Source organism: Cyanobium sp. ATX 6A2 (assembly GCF_024346355.1).
GTDB lineage: Bacteria > Cyanobacteriota > Cyanobacteriia > PCC-6307 > Cyanobiaceae > NIES-981.
This window is the reverse complement of record NZ_JAGQCU010000012.1, coordinates 37,067-63,384: the sequence shown is the minus strand read 5'-3', so window position 1 is coordinate 63,384 and position 26,318 is coordinate 37,067. Positions and strand designations below refer to the sequence as shown.

The window sequence follows — 26,318 nt, the reverse complement described above, 5'->3', positions numbered from 1 at the left end:
GGCCTAACTCGACATCAGATCCACGCTGCGCAGCGCCGGGCCCAGAAGCTCGGTCACCTGAGCGAGTTCCTCCTTGCTGCCCATCACCACCAGCAGCTGGCCGGGCTCCAGCTGCTGCTCCCTGCCCGGATTGGCCACCAGCTCCTGATCCGGCAGCCGGTAGCTGCTGCCCCGGTACTGCAGGCCGGCCTCCGCCTGGCGCCGGGGCTGGCGCACAGCCAGCACCAGGGCTCCGGTGCGCCGACCCAGCTCCAGCTCGCCCAGGCTGATGCCGTTGAGACGGCCCAGGTCGGCCGGATCGGAGCTGAGCAGAAACTCCTCCACCTCGCAGTCGCTGCCCGCCAGCAGGTCCATGAAGCTCACCGCCATGGGCCTCAGGGCCGTGGCCGCCATCATGCGGCCGCCACTCACATACGGACTCACCACCTCATCGGCCCCCGCCAGCCGCAGCTTGCGCTCCGCCTCACTGCTGTCGGAGCGGGCCACCAGCCGGCAGCGCGGAGCCAGGCCGCGGGCGCTGAGCACCACATAGAGATTGGCGGCATTGCTGGAGAGGGCCACCACCAGCGAGCGGCAGCGGTGGATGCCCGCTTCCAGCAGGGTTTCGTCGAGGGTGGCATCGGCCACCAGCACGGGCAGGCCCTCCTGCTCGGCGGCCTCCCGGCGCTCCTGATCGGTCTCCACCACCAGCAGCTCCACCCCCTCGCGGGCCACCTGCTGGGCGATCTCCTGGCCGATGCGGCCGTAGCCGCAGAGAATCACATGATCTTGCATGGCGTTCAACCAGCGACGGAAACGGCGCTCCCGCAGGCGCCGGAAATAGCCCGATTCACTCAGCCCCAGCACCCCCTGGATGGCGATCTGCACCACCACCAACCCGCCCAGGATCAGCAGGGCGGTGACCAGCCGGCCCGAATACGAGAGCGGATGCACCTCCCCGTAGCCAATGGTGCTCAGGGTGATCGCCACCATCCAGTAGCAATCGCCCCAGTCCCAGCCCTCGGTGAGGCGGTAGCCCAGCGCCGCCAGGTTCACCACCAAGGCCAGGGCAAGGGGCGCCTGCCAGGCGCGATTGCTGCGGCTGGATGGGGGACGGCGCCGTCGCCAGGGCAGTGGGGCCATCCAGAAGCGGGGCACCGAACGATCCAGAACCGCAGCTGCGGTTCTTCGGCGTATTAAACCAACGCCTGGCAGGCAACATGGGGGCAAACCCGATGTTCCACACCTCGGAGCGCACAGGGCGGCGATGGCGCACGACTGGATTGAACAGGACTGGATGGAGCTGGCCGCCGCCCGGGCCGAGACCCGGCTGCAGCAGGCGGGTATCGAGCTCACCCTGGGCGGCGAGCCCACCTACGTGCCGATCGAGCCGGAGGGAGCGGAGTGGAGCGTGGCCGCCGACGGCCCCACCAAGCTGCCTGTGGCCCGAGCCATGGCCGGGGCCATCCGTCGCCGCACCTGGCCCGGCAGCACCCTGATCTACTGCAGCGGCAAGCGCTACGAGGGCGAGGTGAACCCCCGCTGGGCCCTGCGCCTGGTCACCGGCCTCGACGGCCGCCCGATCGCCCCCTGGCCCGTGCCCGACGGCCAGGGCCAGGCCCTGGCGGCAGCCGACGCCAAGGCCTGGCTGAAACGGCTCGGCCAGGCCCTGGGGGTGCCCCTGCAGCGGCGGCGGCTGCGGGATCCCCTCGATCCCCAGCGCCAGGTGTGGGCCGTGCCGCTCACCTGGGACCAGGACCAGTGGCACAGCAGCCCCTGGCCGCTGCCGCGCCAGCAGCGGCAGCTGACGCTGGCGCCGGGCCCGGCGGGGCTGCGGTTGCCGCTGGAGCACTTCCCCACCACCGTGCCCTGCCAGCTGCTCACCCTCGAGATCGATTCCCAGGGCTGGGGGCTGTTCCTGCCGCCCCTGGAACGCCAGCCCACCGAGCTGCTGCTGCAGGCCATCAGCGGCCTGGCCCAGCACCCGGCCACAGGCATCCCCCTGGCGCCGCCGGAGTTCAGCGGGCTTCTGCCGGTGGATGCGGCCGAGGGCTGGCAGGTGCTCGGCCTGGCCGCCGATCCAGGCGTGCTGGAGATCAACCTGCCGGTGTGTGCCACCTGGAGCGAATACCGCCACTGGATCCGGCTGCTGGATGCCGCCGCGGCGGAGGTGGGGCTGCGCACCTGGAAGGCCCGGGGCGGCGACGGCCAGGAGGGCACCGGTGGCGGCAACCACCTGCTCTGGGGCGGACCCAGCCTGGAGCGCCACCCCTTCTTCAGCCGACCGGCCTGGCTGGTGGGCGTGCTGCGCTACCTGCAGCACCACCCCAGCCTCGGCTACCTGTTCTGCGGAGCCGGCGTGGGCCCGGCCTCCCAGGCGCCGCGGCCGGATGAGGCCCTCGGCAGCCTGCTCGACCTGGAGCTGGCCTACCGCGACCTCGAGGCCCTCGGCAGCGGCGATCAGCGCCAGCTGATCGGCGAAACTCTTCGCCACCTGCACGCCGACCGCTCCGGCAACAACCACCGCTGCGAGATCAGCCTCGACAAGTTCTGGAATCCGGGCACACCGGCGGGCTGTCTGGGGCTGATCGAATTCCGGGCCCTGGAAACCCTGCCCGATCCCGACTGGACCGCCGCCATCGCCCTGCTCTGGTCATCCCTGGCGGCGATGCTGCTCAGCCCGGAGCGGCGGCCGGTTCAGCTGCGCCCCTGGGGCACAGCCCTGCACGACCGCCTGCTGCTGCCGGGCCCCCTCTGGCACGACCTGGAGCTGGTGCTGGCCGATCTCGATGAGGCCGGACTGCCCCTGACGGCAGAGCCGTTCCGGGCGATCTGGCGCTGGCGCTTCCCGCCGCTGCTGGAGTGGCAGGGGGAGGACCCCGGGGAGCGGTGCAGCCTGCTGCCGGCCCTGGAGCCCTGGCCCCTGATCTGCGACACGCCGCGGGAGGGCGGCTTCACCAGCCGCTTCGTGGATGCCTCCCTGCAGCGCTTCGAGGTGCAGAGCAGCGCAGCCTTCCGCCAGCGGCACCGGCTGCTGCTCAACGGCCGCCCCCTGCCCCTGGCCGATGGCCCACTGGCGGTGCGCTACCGCCTGCACCGGCTCTACCCCTGCCTGCATCCGGGCATCGAGCCCCACCTGCCACTGGTGCTGCAGCTGCTCGGTCCTGAGGCCGATGGGGATGGCCCCGGGCTGCCCCTGGCCCAGTGGCGGCTGGAGCGTGCCGAGGTGGGCTGGCAGGCGGAGGCGCCGGGCCGGATCCCAGGGCCGCTCGGCCCGCCCTGGCGGCCTCTTGAGCCCGGGCTGTGCACCGTGGATCTGCGACTGGACACGGCCGCCCTCCCCGGATGAACGCGGCGGCGGTTCGGCAGTTCCTACCCCCTGTCCTGCTGGCGGCAGTGACCCTGGGGGGCGCGGTCACCCCCCAACCAGCCATGTCACCCCCGCCCCAAACCCCGATCGCGGTGACTGGGGAAGGCACCATCCAGCATCCTGAACGCTGTGGACCCCAGATTCATCGAGGCGGCAACTACCAGGAAGGGGCCACGCGTCTGATGGGCAAGTGCGAGCGCTCAGTGGAGCCACCGAGGATTCGCACGGAACCCGGCAACCGCTATCTGGAATTCCGCACCAACGGCAAATCCGCAGAGGGCAACGACCGGGTGGAGCTAGCCCACGGCCCTTACCGGCCGTTCGCTCGCACCACCTACATCGGTTTCAGGCTGCGGCTGCCAGCTCGGGCGCCGGTCACCACCGAGGGCTTCTACCCCTTGCAGCTGTGGCAGTGCGCACCGCTGTCACCCATTGCCGGCGTGCGTGTGGATCGCGGCTCCAGCCATGCCATCAATTTCATGACGCGCCACCGGAACCGCGACACCTCCGTGGCGGCACGCTTTCGCCTCACGCCAGGGCGTTGGCACAGGTTCGTGATCGCCGCCAAACCGGATCCCCACGGCGCGGGCCAGTTCGACGTCTGGGCTGACGGCAAACGCATCGCGCACTGGCAGGGGCCCTATGGATCAAGCGAGACCGGAGCATGCCGAGGGGAGCCGGGGCGACCGCCGCAGCATTACCGGGTCAAATTCGGGATCTACAAGGGCAACGAGCCGCATCGCTACGTCACCCACTTCGATGATCTGCGCATCGGCGATTCCCTGGCCGATGTCATGCCCCCCCGGTTGCTAGGTCATTGAGAGTGTTCACCCCAGGCGCAGCTGCTCCCCTGGCAGGAAGCACTGGAGATCGACGCCGGGGTGGCCTTCCACCTGATCCCAACGGGGTGGCCTTCCACCTGATCCCAAACTTTTCCTGCTGTTGTCATCCCCAACGGGGCCGGATTCTCTAAGCCTTAACCATCCACACTCCTGCAAGGCACGCGCGGATGTCCGCCACCCTCACCTCCTCCCCCCACCCCGGCGTCCCGGTGCTCAAGGAAAGCGGCCAGCGGGAGGTGTTCTGCGGGCTCACCTCGATCGTGTGGCTGCACCGGCGCATGCCTGACGCCTTCTTTCTGGTGGTGGGCTCGCGCACCTGTGCGCACCTGATCCAGAGCGCCGCCGGGGTGATGATCTTCGCCGAACCGCGCTTCGGCACGGCCATCCTGGGGGAGCGCGACCTCGCCGGCCTGGCCGACGCCAACGAGGAGCTCGACCGGCTGGTGGCCAAGCTGCTGGAACGGCGACCCGAGATCCGCACCCTGTTTCTGGTGGGCAGCTGCCCCAGCGAGGTGATCAAGCTGGATCTGGCCAAGGCGGCCGAGCGCCTGCAGCAGCAGCACGCCGGCCGCGTGCGGGTGCTCAACTACTCCGGCAGCGGCATCGAAACCACCTTCACCCAGGGGGAAGACGGCGCCCTGCTGGCGATGGTGCCGCTGATGCCGCCCGCCGGCGACCCCGCGCAGGCCGACCAGCTGTTGCTGGTGGGCACCCTCGCTGATGGGGTTGAAGAACGGCTGATCACCTTGTTCGAGCGCCTGGGCATCCCAACGGTGCGCAGCCTGCCGCCGCGGCGCTCCACCGAGCTGCCGCCGGTGGGTGCCGGCACCCGGGTGCTGCTGGCCCAGCCGTTCCTCTCCGCCACGGCCCGGGCGCTGGTGGACCGGGGTGCCGAGCTGATCGCCGCCCCCTATCCCATCGGCGTGGAGGGCAGCCGGGCCTGGATGGCGGCTGCGGCCCACGCCTTCGGTATCGCCCCGGCCCAGATCGCCGCCGTGCTCGATCCGCTGGTGGAGCGCGGCCGGCAGGCGGTGGCGCCACACCGGGAGGTGTTGGCGGGCAAACGGCTGTTCCTGCTGCCGGATTCCCAGCTGGAGATCCCCCTGGCCCGCTTCCTGAGCCGCGAGTGCGGCATGGAGCTGGTGGAGGTGGGCACCCCCTACCTGGATCGCCGGCTGATGGCCGAGGAGCTGGCGCTGTTGCCGGCCGGCACCCAGCTGAGCGAGGGCCAGCACCTGGACAACCAGCTGGAACGGGTGCGCGCCTCACGCCCGGACCTGGTGGTGTGCGGCCTGGGCCTGGCCAATCCCCTGGAAGCCGAGGGCATCGCCACCAAGTGGTCGATCGAACTGGTGTTCAGCCCGATCCACGGCTGCGACCAGGCCGGTGATCTGGCCGAGCTGTTCGCCCGTTCCCTGCGCCGCCGCGCCGCCCTCACCTTCGCCTGAACACCACCCCTGAATACCCCCCATGGAACTCACCCTCTGGACCTACGAAGGCCCGCCCCACGTGGGCGCCATGCGCATCGCCACCTCGATGGAGGGGGTGCACTACGTACTGCATGCCCCCCAGGGCGACACCTACGCCGACCTGCTGTTCACGATGATCGAGCGCCGTGACCGGCGGCCGCCGGTCACCTACACCACCTTCCAGGCCCGCGATCTGGGCGGCGACACCGCCCAACTGGTCACGCGCACGATCGCCGAGGCGGTGGAGCGCTTTGCGCCCGAGGCGTTGCTGGTGGGTGAGAGCTGCACCGCCGAGCTGATCCAGGACCAGCCCGGCGCCCTGGCCAGCGGCATGGATCTGGGCGGCGTGCCGGTGGTGAGCCTGGATCTGCCCGCCTACTCCAAGAAGGAGAACTGGGGAGCGGCCGAAACCCTCTACCAGCTGGTGCGCGGCCTGCTCAAAGGGCAGGTGCCCGCACCGGGAAGCCCAAAGCCGGATCCCAGCCGCTGGCGCGACGAGGGCCGCCGTCCGCGGGTGAACCTGCTGGGCCCCTCGCTGCTGGGCTTCCGCTGCCGCGACGACGCGCGCGAGATCACGGCGCTGCTGGCCGACCACGGCATCGACGTGACCGTGGTGGCACCCCTGGGGGCCCGCCCCGCCGACCTGCTGCGCCTCCCCAGCGCCGATGCCAACGTGTGCCTCTATCCCGAAGTGGCGGGGCCGGTGTGCAGCTGGCTGGAGCGCAGCTTCGGGATGCCCACGGTGAGAACGGTGCCGATCGGCATCGGCGCCACCGCCGCCTTCCTGCGCGAGCTGCACGGGGTGCTGGCCATGGAGCTGCCGGCCGAGCTCGTGGCCGGCGCCGATGGGGTGTGTGAGGCCGAACGGCGGTCGCGGCTGCCCTGGTATTCCCGCTCGGTGGATTCCACCTACCTCACCGGCAAACGGGTGTTCATCTTCGGTGACGCCACCCATGCCGTGGCCGCCGCCCGCATCGCCAGCCGCGAGCTGGGATTCCAGGTGGTGGGGCTGGGGAGCTACAGCCGCGAGCAGGCCCGCGAGGTGCGGGCGGCGGCGGCCGAGCTGGGCCTTGAGGCCCTGATCAGCGACGACTACCTGGCGGTGGAGGCAGCGATGGCGGAGGCGGCGCCGGAGCTGGTGCTGGGCACCCAGATGGAGCGCCACAGCGCCAAGCGGCTGGGCCTCCCCTGCGCCGTGATCAGTTCACCGCTGCACGTGCAGGACGTGCCGGCCCGCTACTCCCCCCAGATGGGCTGGGAGGGGGCCAACGTGATCTTCGATACCTGGGTGCACCCGCTGATGATGGGGCTGGAGGAGCACCTGATCGGCATGTTCCGCCACGACTTCGAATTCGTGGAGGGCCATCGCAGCCACCTCGCCGAGGCCGCCCCATCCGGCGCCCGATCCGGCGCTCCCCCAGCCACCTCTGTCGACGAACCGGCTGCCGAGCCGGCCACCACCCCCGGTAACGGCGAACTGCGCTGGACGGCCGATGGCGAGGCGGAACTCTCCCGCATTCCCTTCTTCGTGCGCAGCAAGGTGCGGCGCAACACCGAGGCCTTCGCCCGCGAGCGGGGGCTGGTGAGCATCGACGGCGAAACCCTCTACGAGGCCAAGGTGCATTTCAGCCGCTGAGCCACCGCTGTGAATGAGTGATTCTGCTCACCCCACTTGTGGGGGTTTGACAACCTCAAACGCGGCGTTGTTTCGGATTGCACCACCCCCCTGCAAGCGGTGATGGCGGGGCCTTGGATGGACCCACGCAGCCGGGACCCGTCGCTGGATCAGCGGCTGGTTCTGCGCTCTTTCTGCGCTCTTTCTGCACTCTTTCTGCACTCTTTCTGCACTGTCTGCAACCATGACCACCACCCTTCAGCCCCCCGCTTCCATCGGCAGCCACAGCGAGGACGGAGAGGGCAGTGTGCAGGTGCACCAGGACGCCTCCTTGCAGATCGAGGAAGGGGCCCTGGTGATCGCCGTGTACGGCAAGGGCGGCATCGGCAAATCCACCACCAGCTCCAACCTCTCGGCGGCCTTCTCCAAGCTGGGCAAGCGGGTGCTGCAGATCGGCTGTGATCCCAAGCACGACAGCACCTTCACGCTCACCAAGCAGATGGTGCCCACGGTGATCGACATCCTCGAAACCGTCGATTTCCACACCGAGGAGCTGCGGCCGGAAGACTTCGTGTTCGAGGGCTACAACGGCGTGATGTGCGTGGAGTCCGGAGGCCCACCGGCCGGCACCGGCTGCGGCGGCTATGTCACCGGCCAGACGGTGAAGCTGCTCAAGGAACACCACCTGCTCGAGGACACCGACGTGGTGATCTTCGATGTGCTGGGGGATGTGGTGTGCGGCGGCTTCGCGGCCCCGCTGCAGCACGCCGACTATTGCCTGATCGTCACCGCCAACGACTTCGACTCGATCTTCGCGATGAACCGCATCATCGCCGCGATCCAGGCCAAGGCAAAGAACTACAAGGTGCGCCTCGGCGGCGTGGTGGCCAACCGCTCGGAAGACACCGATCAGATCGACCGTTTCAACGAACGGGTGGGCATGAAGACCATGGCCCACTTCCCCACGGTGGATGCCATCCGGCGCTCACGGCTGAAGAAATGCACCATCTTCGAGATGGAGCCCACGCCCGAAGTGGAGGCGGTGCAGAACGAATACCTCAAACTGGCCCAGGCGATGCTGGACGACGTGAAGCCCCTGGAAGCCGAATCGCTCAAGGACAGGGAGATCTTCGACCTGCTGGGCTTCGACTGACTGTCGCCACCGCCCCCTCACTGCCGCCCCCTCAGGAGGCCGGCCCCAGATCCACACAGCCCTTGCTCTGGAACAGGTCCACCTTCTCGCCCAGCCGGTCCGCCGCCTGGGCCACCTGTTCCACCAGCTGGCCGTAGGTGGCGGCAAAGCGGGCGTAGGCGTCGGGGTCGGCGTTGCGCAGGGTTTCGGCCTGGGAGGGGTTGAGGCGCATGGTGCGCATCTCCTCGAGGCGCGGGTCGAAGGTGTTGGTTTTGAGGTCGCTGATCTCGCTGCGCAGCTCGCGGCAGACCGCCAGCGCGCGCTGCTGGTGCTGGCGCCGCAGCTGCCAGGCGAGCGCGAACACGCCCACAAATGCCAGCAGCACGGCGACCACGGAGACCTTGGCGCGCAGGCTGAGGGATGGCATCGACATCGGCTGGGGGCAGGGGTCCAGAACTCAGATCTCAGCGGCCGCCCGCTGCACCAACCTACGGGCCACGGCCTGGGTGCCGGTATGGCGATAGGTGTCGGTGAAGACGTCGAGGAAGGTGGCCATCTGATCGAAGCGCCCCTGCCAGGGGCCGAGGGTGGTTTCCAGGGCCTGCACCGCCTTCTGGCCACTGAGCCCGAGACCGCTCACCAGGCCGCCGGCCCAGCCCAGCCAGGTGTCCACTCCGCGGCGGATGAAGCTCAGGTGGGCCGCCTCACCCCGGCCAGGGATCAGCGACGCCATGCCGGCGTAGGCCGGCAGCTGGCGCAGGTCCTTCTGCGCCACCATCCCGAGCAGCTCGTCGAGCCGTGCCAGGGCCTGATCGCCCAGGGGCAGCAGGGCGTCGAAGCACACCAGCGCCGCCATCCGCACCCGGGCCTCGCTGCCGTAGTCCGCCAGGGCGGCGGCGAAGTCGCCGAAGCTGTCACCGGGCAGGCCGTTCACCTGGGTGAAGGCCAACAGCTCGGCGGCCACCTTGAGGCCCAGATCGGCCGCCTGCAGCGTGTCGCTGGTGGGGGTGAGATCGGCCACCCGCCGCAGCAGCGGCACAGCGCCGCCCACGTTGGCCAGCAGACGCAGGCCGCCGCCGGCCCGCTGGGAGCGGTTCACGGCGTCGTAGAGGCTCAGGGCCCGCCCATAGCCCTCGTGGCGGGCGCGGCTGAGCACATCGGCCCGGGCCCGCACCTGGGCGATCAGGGCCGGATCCTCACTGCCCATCACCTCGGCAATCAGGGCGTCGGCGGAGGTGATGTTCTGCCAGCCCCCCGGCACCAGGGTGCCGATGCCCTTGAGGGCCAGCACGGTGAGGTTGCGGCGAGGCAGGCGCTCGAGGCGCTCGAGAACCGTGGCGCTCATCGGGCCCCCTTGGCAGGCAGGGCCGGCGCCTGCAGATCCGCCAGACCCGACAGGTCGAAGGCGTCCAGCAGCTCATGGCGCTGGGCCGGATCCAGCCCCGCCCCCTGGCCGATCACCTTCACCTGAAAGCGCTCAGCCACCAGCAGGGCGCTGGCCTGGGGGCCCTGCTCCACCAGCGGCCAGCCCTGGATGCGCTCGCTGCTGGCAGCGAACTTCTCGCGGGCCTCGGGGGCGGTGGTGGTGTCGGAGATGGCTAGCAGGGCCAGGGTGCTGTCGCCCTGCTTGAGGCGGGCCTCACTGAAGCCCCGCTTCTCCTGGGTGTACACCAGCTGCTCGCCCGGGCCGGCCTCCGGGAACAGGGCGTTGAAGGCGGTGCCGTTCACCACCTGGGCGCTGGGCACATCGCCCACCGTGCCCCCCGGCAACCACTCCCCGATCGGCAACAGCAGCAGGCCGGCGAGCAGCACCCCCGCCGCCAGCAGGAGGCCGAGCCCCCAGCGAACGATCCGCCCCATGGCAGCACCGTGATTGGCTGAACTTGAATAGCCCAGTCCCGGCCCGCGGCCCGCGGATCGTTGCAGATCGGATCGTTGCGGATCTGCCACGATTCCACCCAGGCCGGGAGGGAGCAGGTGAGCGAGGGCTCCGCCCTGATCGAGGCCCTGCGCCGTCCCCAGGCCTACGGCCATCCGGTGGAGACCATCGCGGTGCTCGAGACCCACATCTCCTGGGTGCTGCTCACCGGCCCGGTGGCCTACAAGATCCGCAAGCCCGTGGATCTGGGCTTCGTGAACTTCACCACCCTGGCGCTGCGCCTGCACGACTGCCGCGAGGAGCTGCGCCTCAACCGGCGCCTGGTGAGCGACCTCTACCTGGGTCTGGCGGCCGTGGTGCAGACCGAACGGGGACCCCGGCTGCAGGAGCTGGCGGAGAACACCAGCGACGGGGAGATCCTGCGGACTGCGCCGCTGGAGGTGGCCGTGCGGATGCGCCAGTTTCCCCAGGAGGCCCTGCTGCCGGCCGCCCTGGCGCGGGAGGAGGTGGGGGGCGAGCAGATCGAGGCCCTGGCGGACACCCTGGCCCGCTTCCACGCCTCCGCGGCCGTTGCCCCCGCCGCCGGCCCCTACGGCACCCCGGCTGCGGTACTTGAGCCGGTGGAGGCCAATGTGGCCTGCCTGCGGCAGCGAGCGGCCGCCGAGCTGCAGGCCCGCATCGAGTGCTTGGCGGGCTGGAACCGGGCCGCCTTCGCCGAGCTGGAGCCGCTGCTGGTGCACCGCCTGGAGCAGGGGCGGGTACGCGAGTGCCACGGTGATCTGCACCTGGGCAACATGCTGCTGCGAAACGGGCGCATCGAGGTGTTCGACTGCCTCGAGTTCAGCCCCGCCCTGCGCTGGATCGACGTGATCAGCGACCTGGCCTTCCTGGTGATGGATCTGCAGCAGCGCGGCCATCCGGCTCTGGGGGCCCGGCTGCTCAACCACTGGCTGGACCTCAGCGGCGACCACGGCGGCCTGGCCCTGTGGCGCTGGTATCAGAGCTACCGGGCCCTGGTGCGCGCCAAGGTGGCAGCCCTCAGCGGCGACGGCAGCGCCGATGGACCGGTGGCGGCCTACCTGGACCTGGCCGAGGCCAGCATCACGCCGGCCCCCCAGGCGGTGCTGATCTGCCACGGGCTCTCCGGCAGCGGCAAATCACACCACACCGGCCCGCTGGCGGCCGAGCTGGGGGCCATCCGCCTGCGCTCCGATGTGGAGCGCAAGCGGATGTTCGGGCTCTGGGGCGTCCCGGCCGGCCCTTTACGCCAGGGCGATCTCTATGGCCGGCAGGTGAGCGAGGCGCTGTTCGGCCGGCGGCTGCCGGAGCTGGCCGCGCAGGTGCTGGCAGCCGGTTTTGCGGTGATCGTGGATGCCTGCTTCCTGCGCCGCGGCGATCGCGCCGCCATGGCGGTGGTGGCGGCCCGCGCTGGGGTGCCGCTGCTGATCCTGGAGTTCAGCGCCCCGGAGGCGCTGCTGCGGGAGCGCATCGAGCAGCGCCAGCGCCGCGGCCACGACCCCTCCGACGCTGATCTGACGGTGCTGGAGCGCCAGATCGGCTGGGATGAACCCCTCGACTCCGACGAGCGGCAGCAGGCGATCGACGTGGGCCCCCAGAGCGCGGTGGCGGCCACGGCGGCGGCGGTGCGCCGGCGCTGGCGCCGGGCCCTGCGGCAGCCGGAGCAGCCATGAGCGACCGCTGGCGCCAGCCCTATCTGCTGCTGGTGGAGCTGAGCTGGTGGCGCTTCCTGGCGCTGGTCACGGGGCTGTACCTGCTGATCAACCTGCTGTTCGCCGGCCTCTACCTGCTCGATCCCGCCGGCATCGGTGGCAGCGACGATCTGCCTGTGTCCCTGCGGGCCTTTTTCCTCTCGGTGGAGACGCTGGCCACGATCGGCTACGGCTCCCTCTACCCCGACAGCCTCTGGGTGCACCTGGTGACCACCGGCGAGGCGATCACCGGCCTGATCCTTGTGGCCCTGATCACCGGCCTGGCCTTCGCCCGCTTCGCCCGCACCCCGCAGAGCGTGGAGTTCGCCGAGCAGGCCCGGATCGAGGCGCAGGAGGGCCGCGAGTGCCTGGTGATCCGGCTGCACAACAGCCGCCCCAACACCCTCTTTGATGTGCGCGTGCGCGTGTTCTGGCAGCCCCACGATGGGGACCGGCAGCTGCGGCCGCTGCCCCTGCTCACCCCCGACGGCCTGCCCATGCTCGACGACCTGCGCCTGCTGCATCCCCTTGAGGACGGCGGTCCGCTGGCGGGCCATGACCGCGATCCTGCGGCGGGCGGGGGCGAACTGCTGGTGAGCTTCAGCGGCATGGATGCCACCCTGGAGCGCCCGATTCACCTGGTGCACCGCTACCCAGCCAGGGCGATCGTGCGGGCCGGCCCCGCAACCCCATGAGCACCGCCCCATGAGCGCCACTCCAGGCAAGCCTGAACCCGCCGACGCCCCGAGCCCGCGAACGGTGCTGGTGAGCGGCGCCAGCCGCGGCATCGGCCGCGCCATCGCCGGGCGCCTGCTGGCCGAGGGCCACCGGGTGAGCGCGGGGGTGCGCGATCCGGCGGGCCTGCAGGCCGAGACCGGCGCGGCGGCACTGTGCCGGCAGCCACCGGAGCGCCTGCTCATCCATCCCTACGAAGCAGGCGCCGGCGACGCCGATCCCCGCGGTCCGAGGGCCTGGGTGGACGCCACCGTGGCCCGCTGGGGCGGCATCGATGCGCTGGTGCACTGCGCCGGGGTGTTCTCGCGGGTGGGCCTGCGCTTCGCCGCCGGCGAGGAGGCGGAGATCGCCCGGGTGCTGGATGTGAACCTGATGGGCCCCTGGCGGCTCAGCCGGGCGGTGTGGCCCCTGCTGGCGGCCAGTGGCGACGGGCGCGTGCTGACGCTGGTGTCGATGAGCGGCAAGCGGGTGAAGGGGCGGCTGGCCGCCTACGGCGTCAGCAAGTTCGCCCTGCTGGCCCTCTGCCAGGCGATGCGCAACGAGGGCTGGGAGGACGGCATCCGCGTCACGGCGATCTGCCCCAGCTGGGTGAACACCGACATGGCCGCCGCCGTCACGGCGATCCCCAGCCAGGCCATGACCCAGCCGGAGGACCTGGCCGCCAGCGTCAGCCATCTGCTCTCGCTGCCGGCGGCGGCGGTGCCGTTCGAGTTCAACGTGAACTGCCAGCTGGAGACCTGAAGGCGATGGCCAGCCGTGCGCGCCAGCACCACTACCGACTGCTGCTGGGCGCCTGCGTGGCGTTGCTCGCCATCTTCATCCTGCCCGATCCCTGGAACCAGATGGCCTCCCCCGGCTACCTGGCCCTGGGGGTGGTGATGCTGAGGGCCCTGGGGGGCGGCGGCGAGCGGAGCCGCCGGGGCACCCTCCACCGGCGGCTGTACCGGGGCACGGGCATCGCCACCCTGGCCGTGGGCGGGCTCTGGCTGCTCACTCCGCTGGAGTTGCGCGATACCGGGGTACCGGTGGTGGTGCTCTGGGCCCTGTTCAGCCTCTGGAGCACCCAGCGCCTGATCCGCCAGCTGAACGAGGAGCGCAGCGTCGATCAGGCCGTGCTGAGCGGCGCCCTGGCGGGCTACCTGATGCTGGGTCTCTCCGGCGGCATCCTCAGCGCGGCCGTGGAGACCGTGGCGCCCGGCAGTTTCACCGGCGTCGACCTCACCACGCACGGGCCTGACGGTCTGGATCCGGTGTGGAGGCTCGACTTCGTGAAGCTGAACTACTTCGCCTTCGTCTCGCTCACCACCACCGGCTACGGCGACATCCTGCCGATCACGCCTGCGGCCCAGATGCTGAGCATTGCCCTGGCAGTGGCCGGCAACAGCTACCTGGCCATCGTGCTGGGGGTGCTGATCGGGCGGTTCAGCATGCGCGGCAGCGATGACGACGAGACCGGCGGCGACTGAAGCCACCCGGCCCCGGTCAGCCGCAGGGCTGGCTGTGATGAAAGATGACCGTCCAGTGAGCGGGCCCGCGCTGGTGCATAGGTGATGCACAGAGTGAAGGAACGGCTCCTGAACGCACCGCCGGGTTTTCCCTTCTCAACGCCATGATTTCGCTCCGCTTGCTGGCGCTGCTCGGCTCTGCCATCTCGCTTGGTGCCGTGGCCCTCCCCAGGGCCGCCGGCGCGCAGACCCTCTACTCCCTCAACACCACCTGCAGCATCCAGCGCATGGCCCCCGTGCCCTGCGTGGTGGAGGCCGTGGAGGTGGGCGACTCCACCGAATACCGGCACCGGGTGGGCGACCGCACCCTCGTGTACCGGGTGTTCGATGAGCCCTATGTGCGGATCGAGGCCCTCAACCCCACCACCAACAGCTGGGGGCCGGTGCGCAACGCCACGATCCGCTTCTCCACCAACGAGCTCTGCTTCAACGACCGCGCCTTCTGCGTGGTCAACCCCAACTACCTCAACAGCGTGCGCGAGGAAGGGGGGCCGGCCCTGGCCGGTCGTGACCGGATGGGCCTGAGCTTCGGCAGCAACGGCCGCACCGAGATCGCCTGCTTCGACGACGGCTGCACCCGCCTGTTGGAGGCCATCAACCGATGAACCGCGTTCTCCGTCTGGGCACCGTGGTGGGGTTGAGCCTCTCCCTGGGCCTCCAGCCGCTGCCGCTGCTGGCCGCATCAGGTCTCGCGGCCGAGGCCCCCGCCGTCTCTGAAGTGTCGCTGCTCGCCCGTGGTGGCGGTGGTCGTGGCGGCGGTGGCGGTCGTGGCGGCGGTGGCGGTGGCGGTGGCCGCAGCTACGGCCGCAGCAGTGGCGGCAGCCGCAGTTCCTCCGGTCGCACCGGCTTCGGCAACTACAGCAACGGCGGCAGCTCCTTCCGGGGCAGCAGCAAACCCGCCGGCGGCTTCAGCAGCGGCAGCAAGCCCAAGCCCGCCGCAAGCGGGACCCGGCAACCGCAGCGCAGCCAGACCACCACGACCCGCCAGCAGGGCCGCCAGGACGGGGCCGGGGACCGGCAGGGCCAGCGCACGGACCAGCGCGGCGATCGCCAGGGGGAACGCACCGACCGCACCGACATCCGCCAGGACAACCGCACCGACCGCAGCACGAACCGCCAGGACCAGCGCAGCGACCGCGTGTCGGACCGCACGGACGTGCGGCGCGACCGCTCCGACAACCGCTGGGACAACTACTGGTCGGGCTGGGCCCGGCCGGGCTGGGGCTATGCCCGCCCATGGAACTACGGCTGGTATGGCGGCTGGAGTTCTCCCCCCTGGAACTGGTGGGGTGCCAGCGCCGCGGCCTGGGGCGTCACCGCCCTCACCACCGCCGCGATCATCGACGCCGCGGTGGATGACGCCATCTCCGATCAGGTCACCTACATCGCCGTTCCCAACACCAGCTATGAGCTGTACTACCCGAGCGTCGAACCTGCCGGCAGCCAGGGGGTGACCTTCGTGGTGAATACCGACACCGGCACGGTGGAGATGAGGGCGGACTGTCAGCAGGGAACCCTCGACGGACAGACACCCCGCACGGCCTCGGAAGCTGAGTTGCTCAACGCGGCCTGTGTGGTGGCCTATGGGGATTGAACCCAGCCCATCAGGTCGATCCGGGCCCGACCGCCTGATGGTGTGATCCGGGCATCGAGGATCTGCAGTCCAGGCTGTTGAGGTCTGGGCTGCTGCTATCTGGACTGTTGAAGTCCGGGCTGTTGCTGTCTGGGCCGTTGCTCATCGCTCTGGCCAACCATGCTGTCGCCGGCAATCTTTCATTCGGCGACACCGAAGCAGGCCCACGCTAAGTGGTTCCTAGTCTCGAACACCAGCGCGCCGGGTTGCCTTGAGCGTTTCCGATCGCTTCATCCGCAATCCGGTGCTCACCACGGTGTGCTCGCTGGTGATCCTGCTGATCGGTGGGGTTGCGATCCCGCTGCTGCCGCTGGAGAAACTTCCCCAGCTGGCCCCCACCCAGATCCAGGTCACCGCCACCAACATCGGCGCCGACGCCCGCACCACCTTCGACACCACCACGCGGGCGCTGGAGAAGGAGATCAACGGAGTGGAGGACATGAAATACATCGCCTCCAACACCTCCTCGGATGGCATCAGCAACATCAACGTCTTCTTCCCGGTGGACGTTGATCGCAACATCGCCCAGGTCAATGTTCAGAACCGGGTCGCCCAGGCCGAGCCCACCCTGCCGGAGGTGGTGAAACAGACGGGGGTGACCGTGAAGGCCGCCTCACCGAGCATCCTGGTGGCCTACGGCTTCTATGCCGACACCGGCGCCGACGGCCAGCCCCTCTACGACCAGCTGTTCCTCAGCAACTTCGTCGACCAGAACCTGATCGACGAGATCCGGCGCGTGCCTGGCGTGGGCGACGTGAAGATCATCGGCGAGCGCCGCTTCGCCCTGCGCATCTGGCTGGATCCGGCCCGGCTGGCCAGCGCCGGGCTGACGCCGATGGACGTGCAGCGGGCCCTGCTGGATCAGAACATCCAGGCCGGGGCCGGCCGCCTCGGCCAGGAGCCCAGCACACCGGGGCAGGAGGTGGCCGTCCCCCTGGTGGCCCAGAGCCGCTTCCGTGATGTGGCCGACGCTGAGAACCTGGTGCTCAAGGTGGGCGACGACGGCACCCTGGTGAAGGTGAGCGATGTGGGACGGGTGGAGCTGGGGGCAGAGAACTACGACGTCGACACCAGCCAGAGCGGCCGCCCCTCGACCTCCCTGTTCGTGTATCAGCTGCCCGGTGCCAATGCCCTCGACACGGGCAACCGGGTGAAGGACAGGATCGGGGAATTGTCGCAGACCTTTCCTCCCGGTGTGCGCTACGAGATTCCCTACGACTCCACCCTGTTCGTCACCACCTCCCTGGCGGATGTGACCGGCAACCTGCGCGATGCCATCATCATGGCCGTGCTCACCATCCTGCTGTTTCTGCAGGACTGGCGCTCCACCATCGTGCCGGCCCTGGCGATGCCGGTGGCCATGGTGGGGGCGATGGCGGTGGTGCTGGGCCTCGGCTTCAGCATCAACCAGCTCACCATGTTCGGCATCATCCTGGCGATCGGCACGGTGACCGATGACGCCGTGGTGATCGTGCAGTCGATCAAGGCCAAGCTCGGGCAGGGAATGAAACCCCTGCAGGCCGCGCTGGATTCGATGAACGAGCTGGCCTCGCCCACGATCACGGCCGCACTGGTGCAGCTGGCGGTGTTCATCCCGGTGTCCTTCTTCCCCGGCACCACCGGCATCGTCTACCGCCAGTTCGCCGTCACCCTGGCGGCGGCGATCGTGTTCTCCACCTTCAACGCCCTCACCTTCTCCCCCACCCTCAGCGCCCTGTTCCTGCGACCGGAGGGTGCGAAACCCGATGCGGTGCAGAGGGTTCTCAATGTCGGGCTGGGCTGGCTGTTCCGGGGCTTCAACCGCATCTTCGGCGGCCTGGAGAGCTGGTATGGCCGCACGATCGAGCTGCTGGTGCGGATGCGCTACCTGGTGTTCGCCATCTTCGTGGCCGGCCTGGTGGCCACCTACCTGATGCTCACGATCGTGCCCACGGGATTCATCCCCGATGAGGACCAGGGCCTGATGATCATCCAGGGGGAGGCCCCACCCACCGTGGCGCTGCCCTACACCCAGCGCCAGGTGGAGCAGGTGACGGAGATCCTCAAGGATTACCCCGACATCGAGAGTTTCCTGGGGGCTGCCGGCTTCGGCCTGGAGGGCAATGCCTACAACAAGTATCTGTTCTTCATCCGCCTGAAACCCTGGGATCAGCGCAGCGAGGCCGACCAATCGGTGTTCAGCCTGCTGCAGTCGATCAACGGCAGGCTGCGCGCCGAGGTGAGCGGCTCCCTGGCCTTTGCCGCCAACATCCCGCCGGTGGACGGGGTGGGGGCCACCGGCGGCTTCGAGTTCCATCTCCAGAACCGCGCCGGCCAGCCGATGGATGTGCTGATCGACAACGCCCAGGCCCTGATCGCGGCCTCCGTGGAGCGCCCTGAGCTGGGCCGGGTGACCACCACCTTCACGCCGGCCACCGAGCAGATGTCGATCACCCTGGATCGCGATCTGGCGAAGGCGCTGGATGTGGACGTGCAGGAGGCCTTCGGCACCCTGGCGGCCTATCTCGGTGGCGCCTACGTGAACGATTTCATCCTCGGTGCCGATCAGTACCGCGTGTATGTGCAGGCCGAGGCCGAGGAGCGCCGGCAGCCAGGCGACATCGGCGCCTTCTTCGTGCGCTCCCGCAGCGGTGATCTGGTGCAGCTGCAGAGCCTGATCCGCACCGAGCCCTTCATCGCCCCACCCGCGATCACGGCCTTCAACGTCTACGAGTCGATCAAGATCCAGGGTGTGCCCGCCCCCGGCTACAGCTCCGGCCAGGCCCTCGCCGCCATGGAGGAACTGGCCGCCGAAACCCTCGACCCCGGCTTCGGCTACGAGTGGGCCGGCCTCTCCCTGGAGGAGCGGACGGCCGGCGGCGCCACCGTGGCGATCTTCGCCCTGGCCTTCGTGCTGGTGTTCCTGGTGATGTCCGCCCAGTACAGCAGCTACATCGACCCGATGATCATCCTGCTCACCGTGCCCCTGGCCACCCTCGGGGCGATGGTGGCGATCTGGGGCCGGGCCAATCTGCTCCAGGCCGGCGGCTTCTGGCCGGTGATCAGCAACGACATCTTTGCCCAGGTGGGCCTGCTGATGCTGATCGGCATGGCCGCCAAGAACGCCATCCTGATCGTGGAGCAGGCCAACGAATTCCGCACCCTGGGCATGGGCCTGGCCCAGGCGGCCATCAATGCCGCCAAGGTGCGCTTCCAGCCGATCGTGATGACGGCCGCCTCAGGCCTGGTGGGCTACATCCCCCTGATGACCGCCTCCGGCGCCGGTGCGATCAGCCGCTGGTCGATCGGCACCGTGAGCTTCGGCGGCTACCTGGTGGCCACGGTGCTGAGCCTGGGGGTGGCCCCGGTGATCTACGTCATCATCAAGGGGTTGGAGCTTCGCTACCTCAGCGACCCCGAGCCGATCGACAGCAGCGTGGAGCCGGCCTGAGCATGAACCGGGCCAACCGCCAGCGTCTGTTCGCCGCCGTGATCGGGGCCGTGCTCGGGGCCGGGCTGGGCCGCTCGATCGAGCCGCTGGCCCAGGATCCCGCCGGCCGGGAGCGTTTCCGCAGCCTCCCCTACCAGCGCCTCTACCGGGCCTATCCCCGCGTGGGGGCCGGGATCGGGGCGCTGGTGGGGGCCGGCTTCGCCACCATCGCCCAGGCCCAGCGCCGCCGCCTCAGGCGGCGAACACCTCGATCAGGCGGGCCATCAGCAGGTTCGCCGCCTTGAGGCCGTAGTCGCTGGACCAGCAGCGCAGGGGCAGGTGTCCCGGCGGCGGCAGGCCCTGGTCATCGAGGGCCGCCACCACCGGCACGCTGAGCTCCTCGGACAAGGCAAATCCCACGCCCGCCTGGGTGGGCCAGCCCACCGTCCGGGTGAAGCGCTCGAACAGGGCCGAGTCCTGGGCGATCAGGCTGGTGCGGCTGCCGCCCAGCTCCCGGTAGAGCTGCTGCTGCACGGCGAATCCCTGCCGCCCATGGCTGCTGGCGCTCCAGAGCCCGTCGATGATCTCCAGCATCGCCGCCGAACTGCGCTCCAGGGCCTCAGGACTCACGTCCCCATCCCGGTCCGCCAGCTGGTCGACGATCAGCCGGGCGGTCTCCCGATCGGCCGCATCCAGATCGCCTGCCGCGAGCAGGTCCCGCAGGCGGGAGTAGCGCTGCACGTCACCCACCAGGGTCAGGGTTCCCTGGAGCTGGCGAAGTTCAGCCTCCAGCTCCGTCACCCGCTGCTCGAGCTGCAGCAGGCGCTGGTCGGGATCGCTCATGACGCGGTCACCGGTGTGCCGTGGCGCAGGCTGAACAGGTTGCTCACGATCACCGACTGGCCGGCCTGCAGGCCCTGCACCACCGGGTAGCGGTTGTCTTGCAGCGGTCCGAGGCTCACCGGCACCTTCAGCGCGAAGCGGCTGTCGGGCGGCAGCGCCCGCAGCGGCTCCAGCGGCACATTGCCCGGCTGGGCCTCGAGATCCTGGAGACTCCCCACCACGAACACGAACGTCTGGCCGCTGGTGCGTGTCACCGCCAGGGCGGGAACGGCCAGCCGGGGCACCGTATCGATCACCAGGCGCGTGCGCACCCGCTCTCCGTTGCGGAACCTTCCACCGGCGTTGTCCAGCTCGGCCTTGGCCAGGAAAGACTGGGTGGCGTTGTTGACGCGGGGATCGATCGACACCACCCGGCCCTCCACATCGCCGTTGCCGCCGGGCACATTCACCAGCACGGGCTGGCCGGGACGCACCCGCTGCCCGTAGCGCGAGGGCACGTCGATCCGTGCCAGCAGCCGTTCCGTTCGCTGGATGGTGGTGAACGGGGTGCCGGCGCGGATCACGTCGCCGGGCTTCACGGCCACGTCGCTCACCACACCATCGATCGGCGCCCGCAGGTCCTTGTAGGCCAGATCCGCCTGCTTGGCCTTCAGGGCCGCCTCGGCCGCCACGAAGTTCTGGCGCAGGGCATCGCGTTGGATGGGGCTGGCGGCCCCCTGCTTGGCCAGAAAATCGAAGCGCTGGAAGTTCAGCCGGCTCTCGTTGCGCTGGCTTTCCAGGGCCTTCACCTCCTCGCGCAGCTGGGTCTGGTCGAGCACCACCAGGAGCTGGCCTGCGCGCACCGCATCGCCCTGCCGCACGCGCAGGCTCTCGATGCGCCCGCCCGCCTGGGCGGCCAGGTTCACCTCCTCGGGCGCCTCCAGGGTGCTGATGGTGGTGATCTCCTCCGGAAAGGGTTGGGAAGCCACCGGCTCAGCCGCCACGGCCAGGGGCTTGGGAAGGGGTGTGCTCACCGGGGCGGCGCAGCCCCCAGCCGCGACGGCCAGGCCGAGCAGCAGCGAGCTCCTCCAGGCAGAACGCCCGACGGGGTGAGCCGCACACCTGGAGGGCTGCCACCTGGAGACGGAAACGGGCAAGAGCAGCAGCTGGCAGATCAGTTCATTCTCCCCGGCGCAGCCGAGCAGAGGAGATCCCTTACGCATCACCGATAGAAAGCGATGCAGGGCGGTTCTGGCTGCGGGCGTTGAAGGCGGCGAGGGCACTGGGCAGGGTCGGGAAGAACCGCTCCGGCCCCAGGCGCTCGACGATGCCGGCCCGCTCCAGCAGCCCGTACAGGTCCTGCTTCACGCGCGCCATGGCGAAGGTGATGTGGCACCTCTGGAGCTCCTCGGCGAAGTCCCGCAGTGCATCAGCGGCCGTGATGTCGACCTCCGCAATCGCCTCGGCGTTGAGCACGAACCACTCCACAGGCGTCTCCTCCGCAGCGATCGCCTCGAGGGCCCGCCGCCGGAAGTTCTCGGCGTTGGCGAAGCACAGCGGCGCGTCGTAGCGGTAGATCACGAGCCCCGGCACGGTGGTGGCGCCCTTCCAGTCGTTCACGTCGTGCAGGCCGGCAAGGTTCGGAGCCGAACCCAGCACCGCATCGTGGGGGCGCATCAGGCGGGCGAGCAGATCCAGCATCGACAGCGCCACCGCCAGACCCACCCCGATCAGGAGGTCGGTGGCCAGCACCCCGAACAGGGTGATCAGTGCCAGGCGGAATTCGCTGCGCTTGAACTGCCGCAGCCGGCGGAACTCCGCCACGTCGATCAGGCGCAGGGCCGCGTAGATCACGATCGCCCCCAGGGCCGGCTTGGGGAACAGGGCCAGCAGGGGTCTGAGGAACAGCAGCACGGTGATCACCACCGCGAAGGCCACCAGTGAGAACAGCTGGGAGCGGCTGCCGAGGGAATCGCCGATCGCCGTGCGGCTGCCGCTGCTGCTCACCGGGAACCCCTGGAACAGGCCGTTGCCCAGATTCACCGTTCCCAGCGCCAGCAGCTCCTGGTTGGCATCGATGCGGTAGCCGCCACGGGCGGCGAAGGCGCGGGCCGTGAGCACGTTGTCCGAATAGCCCACCAGGGCGATGCCCACCGCGGTGGAGAGCAGATAGGTGAGGTTGCTGGTGGTGATGCCGCCCGGAACGGCCAGCGAAGGCAGACCCGCCGGGATGGGGCCGATGACGGCCACCCCGGCACGGTCGAGATGGAACACCCCCACCACGGAGCTGGCCAGCAGCACCACCAGCAGCGGGCCGGGTGCCTGCGGAAAGCGGCGCTGCACCCAGAAGAGGAACCCCAGCACCCCCGCCGCCAGCAGCACCGTGGGTGGATGGATCTCACCCTGGTGGCGCATCAGTTCCAGCAGCTGGCCCGCCAGGGATTCGGCCGCCAGCGGCACACCGCTGATCCTGCTGATCTGGCCGGTGATCATGATCACCGCCACACCGGCCATGTACCCCACCAGGATCGGCTTGGAGAGCAGATCAGCCAGAAATCCGAGCCGCAGCCAGGCCCCCAGGCAGCACACCAGGCCCACCAGCAGCGCCAGGGTGCTGGCGAGCAGCGCATAACCGGCGGCGTCGCCCCCGGCCAGGGGCCCCACCGCCGCGGCCGTCATCACGGCGGTGGTGGACTCCGGGCCCACCGAGAGCTGTGGCGAGGAGCCCAGCACGGCATAGAGCAAGAGCGGCGGCAGGATTGCCCAGAGGCCCTGGATCGGCTCCAACCCCGCCAGCTCGCCGTAGGCCATGCACTGGGGCACCAGGTAGGCCGCCACCGTGATGCCGGCCAGCAGATCACTGCGCAGCCAGCCGATGCGGTAGTGGAGCAGCCGCTCCAGGCCCGGCAGCAGCCGGCCGAGCAAGCCAGAGGCGTTACTGCCCGTCTGCGGTGGCCTGGTGTCCGCTGCGGTCACGCGATCAACTCCTCACAGAACTGCGGCCTGGTCTGTCGCTGCCGCGATCCATAGCGTGGCCTAAGGGTGCTGAGAAGCCGCAGACGGCGCGTCCACGGAGCCATGGCGACGCCGCTCACCCCAGCGCAGCTCCCAGCCCTTGACGATCCGGTAGACCACCGGCACCACGAACAGGCTGAGCACCGTGGCCATCAGCAGGCCGGAGAACACCACGGTGCCGATGCTGCGGCGGCTTACCGCCCCCACCCCTTCGGCGAACACCAGCGGCAGGAAACCGGCCAGCGAGGAGATCGCCGTGAGCAGGATCGGCCGCAGCCGGGCCACGGCGGCGCCGTGGATCGCCGGCTCCAGGGCCATGCCGGCCGCCAGGCGCTGGTTGGCGAATTCCACGATCAGGATGCCGTTCTTGGCGGCCAGGCTGATCAGCACCAGCAGGCCCATGCGGCCGTACACATCCAGGGGCAGATCGCGCAGGGCCAGCCCGGCGATGCCTCCCAGCAGCCCCAGCGGCACCGTGATCAGGATGATCATGGGATCGAGGACGTTCTCGTAGAGGGCGGCCAGCACCAGCACCATCACCACCACCGCCAGCAGGAACACCCGTTCGTTGGCGCCGCCGGAGCGGGCTTCCTCCCGCGCCAGGCCCGCCCACTCCAGGTCCGTGAGCTGGCTGCCGAGCTCGCGGCGCACCTGCTGCAGCCGCTCCATCCCCTGGCCAGTGCTCACCCCAGCCCTGGGCTGGGCCCGCACCGCGATCGAGCGCACCAGCCGCGTGCGGGTGATCGCGGTGGGGCCGGTGTCTTCGCGCACGCGCACCAGCTGGGAGAGCGGAATCAGCCGGCCTTCGCGGTTGCGCACCCGCAGGGCCAGCACGTCGGCGGGATCGCGGCGATTCGTGCCTTCGAGCTGCACGATCACCCGGCGGATGCGGTCGCCCTCGAAGCTGTCATTCACATACTCACTGCCGAAGCTCGACCCCAGCACATCCACCACCGCGCTGAGATCCACCCCCAAAGACGCCAGCTGCAGGCGGTCGGGTTCCAGCTGCAGCAGCGGGGCGTCGGCGCTGAAGCGGGTGGTCACCCGCTCGAAGTCGCCGGTGGCCTGGGCGGCGGCAATGAAGGTCTGCACGGCCTCCTGGAAGGCGCTGAGGCTGAGGCGGCCGCCGCTGGTGTCGAGCAGATCAAACTCGATCCCCCCCTCACTACCGAAGCCGCGCACGCTGGGGGCCTCGATCACCACCACCTGGCCATCGTCGATGGCACTGGACAGCTCGCGGTTGAGGCGGCCGGCGATCGCCGCGGGGGTGTGCTCCCCCGGCGGCCGTTCGCCGATCGGCAGCAGGCGCAGGAAGAAGATGCCCCGGCTGGGGGCGCTGTCGCCGAAGGAGCGGCCGGCGTAGAAGTTGCCGGAACTCACCGCTGGCTCCTGCCGCACCAGCTCCCGCACCCGCTCCATCACCGCCTGGGTGCGGGCCAGGGCCATGCCGTCGGGCAGCACCACCAGGCCGCGCAGCTGGCTGCCGTCCTCCTGGGGGATGAACGCCTTGGGGCGCTGCTGGTAGGCCCAGGCCGTGAGCAGCAAGCCCACCAGCAGCACGGCCACCACCCGGCGGCGCCAGGCCAGGGCCCGGGTGAGCCAGCGGTCGTAGGGGCCCTCCAGGGCCTCCAGGGCCCGGCGGGGGGGATCGATCAGGCGCAGCAACCAGCGGGGCTCGCGCTGGTCGGCATTCAGCAGCCGGCTGGCGGCCACCGGCGTGAAGGTGAGGGCGTTGATGGTGGAAAAGAAGATCGTGGCGCCGATCGTCAGGCCGATCGGGGCGTAGAGCCGCCCGGTGCTGCCCTGCAGGGTGAGCACCGGCAGAAACACCGCCACCAGCACCAGGGAGGTGGCGATCACGGCGCCGCCCAGCTCCGCCATCGCCTCCCGCGCCGCCGCCAGCGGGGCATGGCCCCGCTCCAGCCGCCGGCCGATGTCCTCGCTCACCACGATGGCGTCGTCCACCACCAGGCCGGTGGCCAGCACCATGCCGAACAGGGTGAGGGTGTTGATCGAGCTGCCGCTGAGGCGCAGCACCGTGAGCGATCCCACCAGCGCCACCGGCACCGCCAGCGCCGAGATCAGGGCCAGGCGGCTGTTGCCCAGACCCAGCAGCAGCGCGAAGAACACCAGCAGCACCGCGTCGCGCAGGCCCGCCAGGGTGCGATCGATGCTCTGGCGCACCGTTTCGGCCTCGTCGATGATCACCTGGAGGTCCACTCCGGGAGGGATCTGGCCGCCGAGCTCATCGAGGGCGTCGCTGATGCCCCGGCTCACCTCCAGGGCATTGCTGCCGTCGCGCTGGAAGATCCCCATCGCCACGGTGGAGCGCCCGTCGAGGTTGGTGGCGATCGAGCCGTAGTCCTCGCTGCCCAGGGTCACCCGGCCCACATCGGCCAGTCGGATCACGCCACCGCCCGGTCCACGGGCCACCACCAGATCCTCGAACTCCGCCACCGTGCGCAGGCGCCCCTCCATGCGCAGGGGCAGGGTGAGCATCTGGTCGGCGGGAGCCGGGGCCTCACCCACCTGGCCCAGGGCCGCCAGCACGTTCTGCTCCTGCAGGGCCCTGCTCACATCGGCGATCGTGAGGTTCGCCAGATTGAGGCGCTGGGGATCCAGCCAGAGCCGGAAGGCCAGCGTGCTGCCGCCGAACAGCCGTGCCTCCCCCACCCCGCTCACCCGCTGCAGACGGTCGATCACCACCTGCTCCACCCAGCCGCTCAGGAACACGTCGTCGTAGCGATCGCGCTCGGCGCTGAAGCTCAGCACCATCAACAGGTCGTCGGAGCTGCGCCGCACCCGCACCCCGAAGCGCGACACCGGCCCCGGCAGCCGCGGCTGCACCACGGCGGCCTCGTTCTGGGTGTTGATCTGGTTGATCTCCGGATTGCCACCCTCGAAGCTGAGGGTGATGCTGCTGCTGGAGTTGGAGCTGGTGGAGCGGATCTGATCGAGCCCCTCGAGGCCGTTGAGCTGCTTCTCCAGCAGGGATGTGACCCCCTGCTCCACCACCTCGGGGCCAGCCCCGGGGTAGCTGGCGCTCACCGACACCCGCCCCGGGGCGATCTCCGGCAGGTTCTCGATCTGCAGGCCCGGCAGGCTCACCACTCCGGCCAGCAGCACCAGCAGGGCCAGCACCACGGTGAGCACCGGCCGGCGCAGAAACGGATCGGAGATCGACCCCCTGGGTGTGGGCTCCAC

At 70.0% G+C, this 26,318-nt stretch carries 21 protein-coding genes; 13 read left to right on the top strand and 8 right to left on the bottom strand.

The window, feature by feature from the left end; genetic code table 11:
• Window positions 1-3: 3 nt before the first annotated feature.
• Entirely contained in the window at window positions 4-1,122 is a 1,119-nt protein-coding gene (locus tag KBY96_RS11370) for a potassium channel protein (protein WP_254979503.1), read from the bottom strand.
• A 124-nt stretch (window positions 1,123-1,246) separates the two neighbouring features.
• Between KBY96_RS11370 and KBY96_RS11365 the strand changes: the two genes are divergently transcribed.
• The 5 genes from KBY96_RS11365 to bchL all read left to right on the top strand — a co-directional run bounded on the left by KBY96_RS11365 (window position 1,247) and on the right by bchL (window position 8,428).
• Entirely contained in the window at window positions 1,247-3,328 is a 2,082-nt protein-coding gene (locus tag KBY96_RS11365; protein WP_254979502.1) for a transglutaminase family protein, read from the top strand.
• A complete protein-coding gene (locus tag KBY96_RS11360) occupies window positions 3,325-4,170 on the top strand; it encodes a heparin lyase I family protein (RefSeq protein WP_254979500.1) in 846 nt (281 codons plus the stop codon). Before KBY96_RS11365 ends, KBY96_RS11360 begins: the two co-directional genes overlap by 4 nt.
• Before the next feature lie 188 nt (window positions 4,171-4,358).
• Window positions 4,359-5,639, top strand: a complete 1,281-nt coding sequence (locus KBY96_RS11355; RefSeq protein ID WP_254979499.1) for a ferredoxin:protochlorophyllide reductase (ATP-dependent) subunit N — start codon at window positions 4,359-4,361, stop codon at window positions 5,637-5,639.
• A 22-nt stretch (window positions 5,640-5,661) separates the two neighbouring features.
• Window positions 5,662-7,296 (top strand): ferredoxin:protochlorophyllide reductase (ATP-dependent) subunit B, encoded by a 1,635-nt coding sequence (locus tag KBY96_RS11350; protein WP_254979498.1) that lies wholly within the window; start codon window positions 5,662-5,664, stop codon window positions 7,294-7,296.
• 223 nt (window positions 7,297-7,519) lie between these two features.
• On the top strand, window positions 7,520-8,428 hold the full coding sequence (gene bchL, locus KBY96_RS11345) for a ferredoxin:protochlorophyllide reductase (ATP-dependent) iron-sulfur ATP-binding protein (RefSeq protein WP_254979497.1): 909 nt from the start codon (window positions 7,520-7,522) through the stop codon (window positions 8,426-8,428).
• Window positions 8,429-8,459: 31 nt separating this feature from the next.
• On the opposite strand, the gene KBY96_RS11340 is transcribed toward bchL, so the two are convergent.
• The 3 genes from KBY96_RS11340 to KBY96_RS11330 are packed head-to-tail and all read right to left on the bottom strand — an operon-like array spanning window position 8,460 to window position 10,267.
• Window positions 8,460-8,840, bottom strand: coding sequence for a hypothetical protein (locus KBY96_RS11340; RefSeq protein WP_254979496.1), 381 nt, complete (start codon window positions 8,838-8,840; stop codon window positions 8,460-8,462).
• A gap of 24 nt (window positions 8,841-8,864) precedes the next feature.
• Window positions 8,865-9,752, bottom strand: coding sequence for a hypothetical protein (locus tag KBY96_RS11335; RefSeq protein WP_254979495.1), 888 nt, complete (start codon window positions 9,750-9,752; stop codon window positions 8,865-8,867).
• A complete protein-coding gene (locus KBY96_RS11330; protein ID WP_254979494.1) occupies window positions 9,749-10,267 on the bottom strand; it encodes a hypothetical protein in 519 nt (172 codons plus the stop codon). The genes KBY96_RS11335 and KBY96_RS11330 overlap by 4 nt, the downstream gene beginning before the upstream one ends.
• Window positions 10,268-10,384: 117 nt before the next feature.
• Here KBY96_RS11330 and KBY96_RS11325 point away from each other — a divergent pair, with 117 nt between their 5' ends.
• The 8 genes from KBY96_RS11325 (at window position 10,385) to KBY96_RS11290 (ending at window position 19,582) form a co-directional block, all read left to right on the top strand.
• Window positions 10,385-11,977 carry a bifunctional aminoglycoside phosphotransferase/ATP-binding protein gene (locus tag KBY96_RS11325; protein ID WP_254979493.1) on the top strand — a complete coding sequence of 531 codons (1,593 nt, stop codon included), beginning with the start codon at window positions 10,385-10,387 and terminating at the stop codon, window positions 11,975-11,977.
• Window positions 11,974-12,690 carry an ion channel gene (locus KBY96_RS11320; protein WP_254979492.1) on the top strand — a complete coding sequence of 239 codons (717 nt, stop codon included), beginning with the start codon at window positions 11,974-11,976 and terminating at the stop codon, window positions 12,688-12,690. Before KBY96_RS11325 ends, KBY96_RS11320 begins: the two co-directional genes overlap by 4 nt.
• Window positions 12,691-12,700: 10 nt before the next feature.
• A complete protein-coding gene (locus tag KBY96_RS11315) occupies window positions 12,701-13,471 on the top strand; it encodes an SDR family NAD(P)-dependent oxidoreductase (protein WP_254979491.1) in 771 nt (256 codons plus the stop codon).
• A 5-nt stretch (window positions 13,472-13,476) separates the two neighbouring features.
• Window positions 13,477-14,196: a potassium channel family protein gene (locus tag KBY96_RS11310; protein WP_254979490.1), complete on the top strand. Its 720-nt coding sequence runs from the start codon at window positions 13,477-13,479 to the stop codon at window positions 14,194-14,196.
• A gap of 143 nt (window positions 14,197-14,339) precedes the next feature.
• A complete protein-coding gene (locus KBY96_RS11305) occupies window positions 14,340-14,840 on the top strand; it encodes a hypothetical protein (RefSeq protein ID WP_254979489.1) in 501 nt (166 codons plus the stop codon).
• A complete protein-coding gene (locus KBY96_RS11300; RefSeq protein ID WP_254979488.1) occupies window positions 14,837-15,829 on the top strand; it encodes a hypothetical protein in 993 nt (330 codons plus the stop codon). Before KBY96_RS11305 ends, KBY96_RS11300 begins: the two co-directional genes overlap by 4 nt.
• A 250-nt stretch (window positions 15,830-16,079) precedes the next feature.
• Window positions 16,080-19,298 (top strand): efflux RND transporter permease subunit, encoded by a 3,219-nt coding sequence (locus tag KBY96_RS11295; protein WP_254979487.1) that lies wholly within the window; start codon window positions 16,080-16,082, stop codon window positions 19,296-19,298.
• Window positions 19,299-19,300: 2 nt separating this feature from the next.
• Window positions 19,301-19,582 (top strand): hypothetical protein, encoded by a 282-nt coding sequence (locus tag KBY96_RS11290; protein WP_254979486.1) that lies wholly within the window; start codon window positions 19,301-19,303, stop codon window positions 19,580-19,582.
• Here KBY96_RS11290 and KBY96_RS11285 read toward each other — a convergent pair.
• The 4 genes from KBY96_RS11285 to KBY96_RS11270 all read right to left on the bottom strand — a co-directional run bounded on the left by KBY96_RS11285 (window position 19,530) and on the right by KBY96_RS11270 (window position 26,318).
• Window positions 19,530-20,120 carry a GUN4 domain-containing protein gene (locus tag KBY96_RS11285; RefSeq protein ID WP_254979485.1) on the bottom strand — a complete coding sequence of 197 codons (591 nt, stop codon included), beginning with the start codon at window positions 20,118-20,120 and terminating at the stop codon, window positions 19,530-19,532. The two genes, KBY96_RS11290 and KBY96_RS11285, sit on opposite strands and share 53 nt — an antisense overlap.
• Window positions 20,117-21,133 (bottom strand): efflux RND transporter periplasmic adaptor subunit, encoded by a 1,017-nt coding sequence (locus tag KBY96_RS11280; RefSeq protein WP_254979484.1) that lies wholly within the window; start codon window positions 21,131-21,133, stop codon window positions 20,117-20,119. The genes KBY96_RS11285 and KBY96_RS11280 overlap by 4 nt, the downstream gene beginning before the upstream one ends.
• A 181-nt stretch (window positions 21,134-21,314) precedes the next feature.
• A complete protein-coding gene (locus KBY96_RS11275; RefSeq protein ID WP_254979483.1) occupies window positions 21,315-23,075 on the bottom strand; it encodes a SulP family inorganic anion transporter in 1,761 nt (586 codons plus the stop codon).
• A 60-nt stretch (window positions 23,076-23,135) separates the two neighbouring features.
• A complete protein-coding gene (locus tag KBY96_RS11270) occupies window positions 23,136-26,318 on the bottom strand; it encodes an efflux RND transporter permease subunit (RefSeq protein WP_254979482.1) in 3,183 nt (1,060 codons plus the stop codon).

Coding starts and splice junctions, on each gene's coding strand:
- KBY96_RS11305 (WP_254979489.1), top strand. CDS start 14,340: ATGATTTCGCTCCGCTTGCTGGCGCTGCTCGGCTCTGCCATCTCGCTT.
- KBY96_RS11360 (WP_254979500.1), top strand. CDS start 3,325: ATGAACGCGGCGGCGGTTCGGCAGTTCCTACCCCCTGTCCTGCTGGCG.
- KBY96_RS11340 (WP_254979496.1), bottom strand. CDS start 8,840: ATGTCGATGCCATCCCTCAGCCTGCGCGCCAAGGTCTCCGTGGTCGCC.
- KBY96_RS11285 (WP_254979485.1), bottom strand. CDS start 20,120: ATGAGCGATCCCGACCAGCGCCTGCTGCAGCTCGAGCAGCGGGTGACG.
- KBY96_RS11330 (WP_254979494.1), bottom strand. CDS start 10,267: ATGGGGCGGATCGTTCGCTGGGGGCTCGGCCTCCTGCTGGCGGCGGGG.
- KBY96_RS11320 (WP_254979492.1), top strand. CDS start 11,974: ATGAGCGACCGCTGGCGCCAGCCCTATCTGCTGCTGGTGGAGCTGAGC.
- KBY96_RS11370 (WP_254979503.1), bottom strand. CDS start 1,122: ATGGCCCCACTGCCCTGGCGACGGCGCCGTCCCCCATCCAGCCGCAGC.
- KBY96_RS11290 (WP_254979486.1), top strand. CDS start 19,301: ATGAACCGGGCCAACCGCCAGCGTCTGTTCGCCGCCGTGATCGGGGCC.
- KBY96_RS11315 (WP_254979491.1), top strand. CDS start 12,701: ATGAGCGCCACTCCAGGCAAGCCTGAACCCGCCGACGCCCCGAGCCCG.
- KBY96_RS11365 (WP_254979502.1), top strand. CDS start 1,247: ATGGCGCACGACTGGATTGAACAGGACTGGATGGAGCTGGCCGCCGCC.
- KBY96_RS11355 (WP_254979499.1), top strand. CDS start 4,359: ATGTCCGCCACCCTCACCTCCTCCCCCCACCCCGGCGTCCCGGTGCTC.
- KBY96_RS11350 (WP_254979498.1), top strand. CDS start 5,662: ATGGAACTCACCCTCTGGACCTACGAAGGCCCGCCCCACGTGGGCGCC.
- bchL (WP_254979497.1), top strand. CDS start 7,520: ATGACCACCACCCTTCAGCCCCCCGCTTCCATCGGCAGCCACAGCGAG.
- KBY96_RS11310 (WP_254979490.1), top strand. CDS start 13,477: ATGGCCAGCCGTGCGCGCCAGCACCACTACCGACTGCTGCTGGGCGCC.
- KBY96_RS11300 (WP_254979488.1), top strand. CDS start 14,837: ATGAACCGCGTTCTCCGTCTGGGCACCGTGGTGGGGTTGAGCCTCTCC.
- KBY96_RS11335 (WP_254979495.1), bottom strand. CDS start 9,752: ATGAGCGCCACGGTTCTCGAGCGCCTCGAGCGCCTGCCTCGCCGCAAC.